Consider the following 6,953-nt stretch of genomic DNA (forward strand, 5'->3'; position numbering starts at 1 on the left):
ACCGAATTCGTCACCGCTGCATCGATTCCCAGACCTTGTAGAGCCGCTTGACGGAAACGGGCATCGGCGTGCGCAGTTCCTGCGCGAAGAGCGACACGCGCAACTCTTCGAGCAGCCAGCGGAACTCGGCGAGCCGCGCATCGGGCACGCCGCCGCGCTGCGCGAGCGCGCGCTGGTAATGCTGCGCGAGCGGCTGCAATTCCGCGGACTGACGCGCGTCGCGCGCCGGATCGGCTTTCAGCTTGTCGATGCGCAGCGCGATGCCCTTCAGGTAGCGCGGGAAATGGGTCAGCTGCGTGTAGGGCGTATCGACGACAAAGCGCTTGCCGATCAGCGCATCCAACTGGTTCTGCATGTCCGCATAAGGCGCGGCGAACGGCTTCGCCTGCGCCAGCTTTTTGACGACAGCCGCGTACTCGCCAAGAATCAGTCCGCCGAGGCGTGCAATCTCTTGCGCGAGCAGCGTCAACCGGCTGCGGCCCTCGTCCTTGCGCGCGTGGAAGCTCGTGTCGTCGTCGGGCAGCGGGTCTTGCAGGCACGCGCGGTCGAGCGCCGTGTCGATCAGTTGATCGCGCAGCTCTTCCTGCGTGCCGCGCGGCATGAACTGCATCGCCATTTCGCGCAAGCCCGGCAGGTTCTTTTCGAGGTACTTGATCGGCTCGCGCAACTGCAACGCGAAGAGCCGCCGCAGCCCCGCGCGATGGATGCGCGCGGCCTCGTCGGGCGAATCGAACACTTCGACGTCGCAATGCGTGCCGCGATCGACAAGCGCCGGATAGCCGAACAACGTCTGCCCGCCCCGGCGGATTTCGAGCAGCTCGGGCAGCTTGCCGAAATTCCACGTCGTCAGGTTTTCGTAGAGCGCGGTCGCGGATGCCGCGGCGGCTTCGGCCTTCGACGGCGTGTGCGGCGCGCTCGAAGCGCTTCGCGCGGCAGCGCTGTTCGCACCACGCGAGCCGTCGCCCGTCGCGCTGCGCGCAGACGCGCCGCCGCCACCCGATGTGGCATTGGCGAGCGCCGCGCCTGCCGCGCTCGCCGCGATTTTCTGAAAATGCTGTTGCGCCTGGCCGCCGAGTTCGGCGCGCAGTTGCGCGAGGTTGCGGCCCATCGCGAGTTGACGGCCGTGCTCGTCGATGACCTTGAAGTTCATGAACAGATGCGGCGCGAGCGTTTCGAGCTTGAAGTCCGACTGCTTCATCGCGACCTGCTTCTGCTCGCGGACATCGGCGACCAGCGCATCGAGCAGACCGCCCGTGCCGAAGCGCGTGCCGCCATGACGCTCAACGAAGCCCGCCGCGTACTCCGGCAGCGGCACGCAGTGGCGGCGCAGCTTCTGCGGCAACGACTTGAGCAGCAGTTGCGTCTTCTCTTTCAGCATGCCCGGCACGAGCCACTCGACGCGCCGCGCATCCACCTGGTTGAGCGCGAAGAGCGGCACGGCGAGCGTCACGCCATCGCGCGGCGAGCCAGGTTCGAAGTGATACGTCAGCGCCATTTCGACGCCCGACATCGTCATCCGTTTCGGGAACAGATCGGTGGTGACGCCGGCCGCTTCGTGACGCATCAGGTCGTCGCGCGACAGGTACAGCAGACGCAGCTTGTCTTCCTGCTGCCCGCTCTTCTTCACTTCGTCGCGATACCAGCGCTCGAACGCGGCGCCCGTATAGATGCCGTTCGGAATCGCGTGATCGTAGAACGCGTAGATGAGTTCGTCGTCGACCAGCACGTCCTGCCGGCGCGACTTGTGTTCAAGCTGCTCGATTTCGCCGAGCAGCTTGCGGTTGTGCGCGAAGAACGCGAGCTTCGTATCGAACTCGCCTTCGACGAGCGCGCCACGAATGAACAGCTCCCGCGCGCGCGCCGGGTCCTGCTTGCCGAAGCTCACGCGCCGCCGGTGATAGACGGGCAAGCCGTACAGCATCGCGCGCTCGAACGCCGACACCTGTGCGGCGCGCTTTTCCCAATGCGGCTCCGAGAGCGACTTCTTCAACAGATGCGCGCCCACCCGCTCGACCCATTCCGGCTCGATCTTCGCGATACAGCGCGCGTACAGCCGGCTCGTCTCGACCAGTTCCGCCGCCATCGCCCACTTGCCCGCCTTCTTCACGAGCGCCGAGCCCGGCCACAGATAGAACTTGATGCCGCGCGCGCCGAGATAATACGGCTCGTCGTCGGCTTTCAGGCCAATGTTGCCGAGCAGGCCCGTCAGCAGCGCGAGATGGATCTGCTCGAAGGTCGCGTCGCTTTCGTTCAGACGCCAGCCATGCTCGCGCACCACCGTCAGCAGTTGCGAATGCACATCGCGCCATTCGCGCAGACGCAGATGCGAAAGGAAGTTCTGCCGGCATGCATCGGTTAGCTGTTTGTTCGACTTCTTGTGCGCGACGGCTTCTTCGAACCACGCCCAGATCTTCAGCCATTGCAGGAACTCCGAGCGCTCGTCGGCAAACTTGCGATGCGCCTGATCCGCCTGCTCCTGCGCGTCGATCGGGCGATCGCGCGGGTCCTGCACCGACAGCGCGCTCGCGATGATCAGCAGTTCGCGCAGCGACTGCTGGTCGCGCGCGGCGAGAATCATCCGGCCGACGCGCGGATCGAGCGGCAGGCGCGCGAGTTCGCGGCCGAGCGGCGTCAGCGCGTTGTCGTCGTCGACGGCGCCGAGTTCGTTGAGCAACTGATATCCGTCGGCGATTGCGCGGCCCGGCGGCGGCTCGATGAACGGGAACGTTTCGATAGCCGTCAGATGCAGCGACTTCATCCGCAAGATAACGGCGGCGAGCGACGAACGCAGAATCTCGGGGTCCGTGAAGCGCGCTCGCGCCTGGAAATCGGTTTCGTCGTAGAGACGAATGCAGATGCCGTCGGCGACGCGGCCGCAGCGCCCTGCCCGCTGGTTCGCGGCCGCCTGCGAAATCGACTCGACCTGCAACTGCTCGACCTTGTTGCGGTACGAGTAGCGCTTCACGCGCGCGAGGCCCGTGTCGATCACGTAACGGATGCCGGGCACCGTCAGCGACGTTTCGGCGACGTTGGTCGCGAGCACGATGCGCCGCGCGTTCGACGGACGGAACACGCGCTCCTGTTCCGCCGCGGAAAGCCGCGCGAACAGCGGCAGGATTTCCGTATGCGGTGGATGGTGCTTGCGCAGCGCCTCCGCCGCATCGCGAATTTCGCGCTCGCCGGGCAGGAACACGAGCACGTCGCCGGGGCCTTCGCGGCACAGTTCGTCGGCGGCTTCGACGATCGCGTCCATCAGATCGCGATCCGTTTCGCGCTGCGTTCTCGGACGATCCGGCCGTTCGGAACGATCGCCGCGCTCGCGGCCTGCATGGCCTTCCGCCGCTTTCACAGCCGGCGAATCTTCGGCGACGGGGCGATAGCGCACTTCGACGGGATAGAGCCGCCCGCTCACTTCGATCACGGGCGCGGGCTTTTCTTCGCTGCCGAAATGGCGCGCGAAACGGTCGGCATCGATGGTCGCGGACGTCACGACCAGCTTCAGATCGGGACGCCTCGGCAGGATTTCCTTCAGATAGCCGAGCAGAAAATCGATGTTGAGACTGCGCTCGTGCGCTTCGTCGATGATCAGCGTGTCGTACGCCTTGAGCAGCGGATCGGTCTGCGTTTCCGCGAGCAGAATGCCGTCCGTCATCAGCTTGACGGAGGCGCCCGGCGCGAGATTGTCGGTGAAGCGCACCTTGTAGCCGACCACTTCGCCGAACGGCGTGCCGAGTTCCTCGGCGATGCGCCGGCCCGTCGCCGATGCCGCGATCCGGCGCGGCTGTGTGTGGCCGATCAGGCCGCTGCCGCCCGCGCCGAGCCCGCGTCCCAGCGCGAGACAGATTTTCGGCAGCTGGGTCGTCTTGCCCGAACCCGTCTCGCCGCTGACGATCACGACCTGATGACCCGCGATCGCGCGTGCGATTTCGTCGCGTCTGCCCGAGACGGGCAACGCTTCGGGGAACGTGATGGGCGGGATCGGATTCGGTTCGATGATGCGTGCGGGCTTGTGCGGTTCGCGCGGGCCCGTGCGGGGCTTTTCGCGAGGCTTTTCATTTTCGCGAGGCTTTTTATTTTGCTGGCCGTCTTGTTTGCCGCCCTGAGCGCGCGGCTGGCCATGCGCACCGCCTTTCGCGCGTTCGCGAGCGGCGCCTGCGTCTTTTGTGCCCGCGTCACCGGACGCGGAATCGTCCGAGCGCGGCGCATTCGCAACGTCCACGGAAAGGTCACGTCGCGAAGCTTCGCCGCGAGCGTCGCGCGGTGCATTGTGACGCTCGCGTGGCGTCGCCTTCGCGGCGTCCTTCGAAGCAGCGTCAGCCGCGTTTTTCGTATCGGCTCCAGCGGAGCTTTTGGGTACATTCGACATGGGGGCGCATTATAATCCGGGGCATGAATTCCCAAACCGACCTCGTCCCCTCGCCCGCCAGCTCGCCGGCATCGTCCAGCGACGCGGAAATCCTGTTGCAGCACGCGCAATTCGTCGACTGGATGCGATCGGTCGCGCCGTATATTCACGCGTTCCGAAACAAGACGTTCGTCGTCGGGTTTGGCGGCGAAGTCGTGCATCAGGGGCTACTCAACGCGCTCGTCTCCGATATCGCGCTGTTGCAGGCCATGGGTATCCAGATCGTGCTCGTGCACGGGTCTCGACCGCAAGTCGAAGAGCAGATGAGCCTGCACGGCGTCGAATCCGAGTTTTCGCACGGCATGCGCATCACCGATGCGCGCGCGCTCGAATCCGCGAAGGAAGCGGCGGGCGAAGTGCGTCTCGACATCGAGGCCGCGATCAGCCAGGGCTTGCCGAACACGCCGATGGCGCACGCGCACATCAGCGTGGTGTCGGGCAACTTCGTGACGGCGCGCCCGGTCGGCATTCTGGACGGGGTCGATTTCCAGCACACGGGTGTCGTGCGCAAGATCGATGCCGACTCCATCCGTCATTCGCTCGCGAGCCGCAAGCTCGTGCTGCTGTCGCCGCTCGGCTTCTCGCCGACGGGCGAGGCGTTCAATCTGGCGATGGAAGATGTCGCGTCGGCGGCCGCGATTGCGCTGCGCGCGGACAAGATCGTGTTTCTCACGGAAACGGAAGGCCTGCTCGACGAAGAAGGCGCGCTGGTCCGCGAAATGTCGCTGGACGACGCTTACCGGCTGCACGAAAGCGGCGCGGTGACGGGCGACCCGGCTTTCTATCTGAAGCACTCGATCCGCGCATGCCGCGGCGGCGTGGCGCGCGCGCACATCATTCCATACGCGCTCGACGGCAGCCTGCTGCTGGAACTGTTCTTGCACGATGGCGTCGGCACGATGATCTCGTACGAGAACCTCGAGAGCCTGCGTGAAGCGACGCCCGACGACGTCGGCGGCATTCTCACGCTGATCGAGCCGCTGGAGTCGGACGGCACGCTCGTGCGGCGCGGACGTCACCAGATCGAGCGCGACATCGACCATTTCTCGGTGATCGAGCACGACGGCGTGCTGTTCGGCTGCGCGGCGCTGTATCCGTACCCGCAGGAGCGCATCGGCGAAATGGCATGTCTGACGGTCTCGCCCGAAGCGCAGGGCTCAGGAGACGGCGAGCGGCTCCTGAAGCGCATCGAGCAGCGCGCGCGGGCACGCGGCCTCACGCGCATCTTCGTGCTGACGACGCGCACCGAACACTGGTTCCTCAAGCGGGGCTTCGTGAAGGTCACCGTCGACGATCTGCCCGAAGATCGCCGCCGTCTCTACAACTGGCAGCGCAAGTCGCTCGTGCTGATGAAACAGCTCTGAAGCTCAACATAACACCCTATCGCGCGACGCCGTCCCCATATCGATTACAGGAGAAGCACAGCATGACTCGCATGGTTCAATGCACGAAGCTCGGCAAGGAAGCCGAAGGTCTCGATTTCCCGCCGCTGCCGGGCGAACTCGGCAAGCGGATCTACGAGAGCATTTCGAAAGAAGCGTGGCAGCAATGGCTGAAGCAACAGACGATGCTGATCAACGAAAACCGGCTGAACATGGCCGATCCGCGCGCGCGTCAGTACCTGATGAAGCAGACAGAGAAGTTCTTCTTCGGCGAAGGTGCCGACCAGGCTTCGGGCTACGTGCCGCCGGCGCAAGGCTGAGCGGTCGCCGCGAACTCAACGGAAAAAATCCGCGCCGGGGGCGCGGATTTTTTTCGCCTGTGCCTGTTTGTACCTGTTTGTACCCTTGTACGCGCGCATGGCGAAAATTGAACGAAACAGTTAATCCCACCCCACTTCTCCAGCCGCAGCCGAATTCCCGCAATCCTCCGTCTGACAAAGGGTTGCGCGCGTTCCGGCTCCCTTGCCGGATGAGGGATTTGCGCGATCCTCGCTCATCGTGCTAACATGTGCGTCGTTCTAACAGCATTAACCCTTCATTCGCGTTCAGCTCACGACCCAGCCGGGCACAACCCAGCCGTGCGTGGGTTCGGATTGAACTGTTTTTTATACAAGAAGGCTTGTCGGTTGTTTCGTTGCAAGTCGCGCCGGACTGAACTGACGCGATCCAGAGCGACGCCTCGCCGGCCTTTTTCGTTTCAAGCCTTTCAAGCGACATGAGCGCACTGCGTGCGTGAATGTCCTCCGGTATCTGTCCCCTGCAAGGCCACGCGGATACCAACGTTTAGCAGCAACCCCACGAGTGCAATTTCGCGACGACCTTCGCGCTGCACGGGCGTCATTTTTTCTGCGCGAGTGCCCCGCACGTCTGCGCAGTGCGCCCTTGCGCGGTCCAAGCCGGCAAGATGCCTTTGGCCGCTCGCGAAACCGTACTTCCAGCAATCCGTGGCGGAGCGCTTTAGCGTTCGGCCGCAGTCATAGGAGTTTTAACCTTGACCGCTTCCAGCAACGGCTTCTGGCGACACAAGACCAACGACAACAGCCTCACCCTCGACGACATCACGGTCGTCGACAACACCCTTCTCAAGCGTGCCGTCGGCGCGATGG

At 64.5% G+C, this 6,953-nt stretch carries 3 protein-coding genes; 2 read left to right on the forward strand and 1 reads right to left on the reverse strand.

The window, feature by feature from the left end; genetic code table 11:
* Positions 1–10: 10 nt before the first annotated feature.
* Positions 11–4,366: an ATP-dependent RNA helicase HrpA gene (hrpA, locus tag BN2476_RS18025; protein WP_087735509.1), complete on the reverse strand. Its 4,356-nt coding sequence runs from the start codon at positions 4,364–4,366 to the stop codon at positions 11–13.
* Between the two features lie 23 nt (positions 4,367–4,389).
* On the opposite strand from hrpA, the gene argA reads away from it, so the two are divergent.
* A complete protein-coding gene (argA, locus tag BN2476_RS18030) occupies positions 4,390–5,769 on the forward strand; it encodes an amino-acid N-acetyltransferase (protein WP_087735510.1) in 1,380 nt (459 codons plus the stop codon).
* Between the two features lie 62 nt (positions 5,770–5,831).
* Positions 5,832–6,107: an oxidative damage protection protein gene (locus BN2476_RS18035; RefSeq protein WP_012400884.1), complete on the forward strand. Its 276-nt coding sequence runs from the start codon at positions 5,832–5,834 to the stop codon at positions 6,105–6,107.
* Positions 6,108–6,953 lie beyond the last annotated feature (846 nt).

It is taken from the genome of Paraburkholderia piptadeniae (genome assembly GCF_900007165.1).
Classification (GTDB): Bacteria; Pseudomonadota; Gammaproteobacteria; order Burkholderiales; family Burkholderiaceae; genus Paraburkholderia; species Paraburkholderia piptadeniae.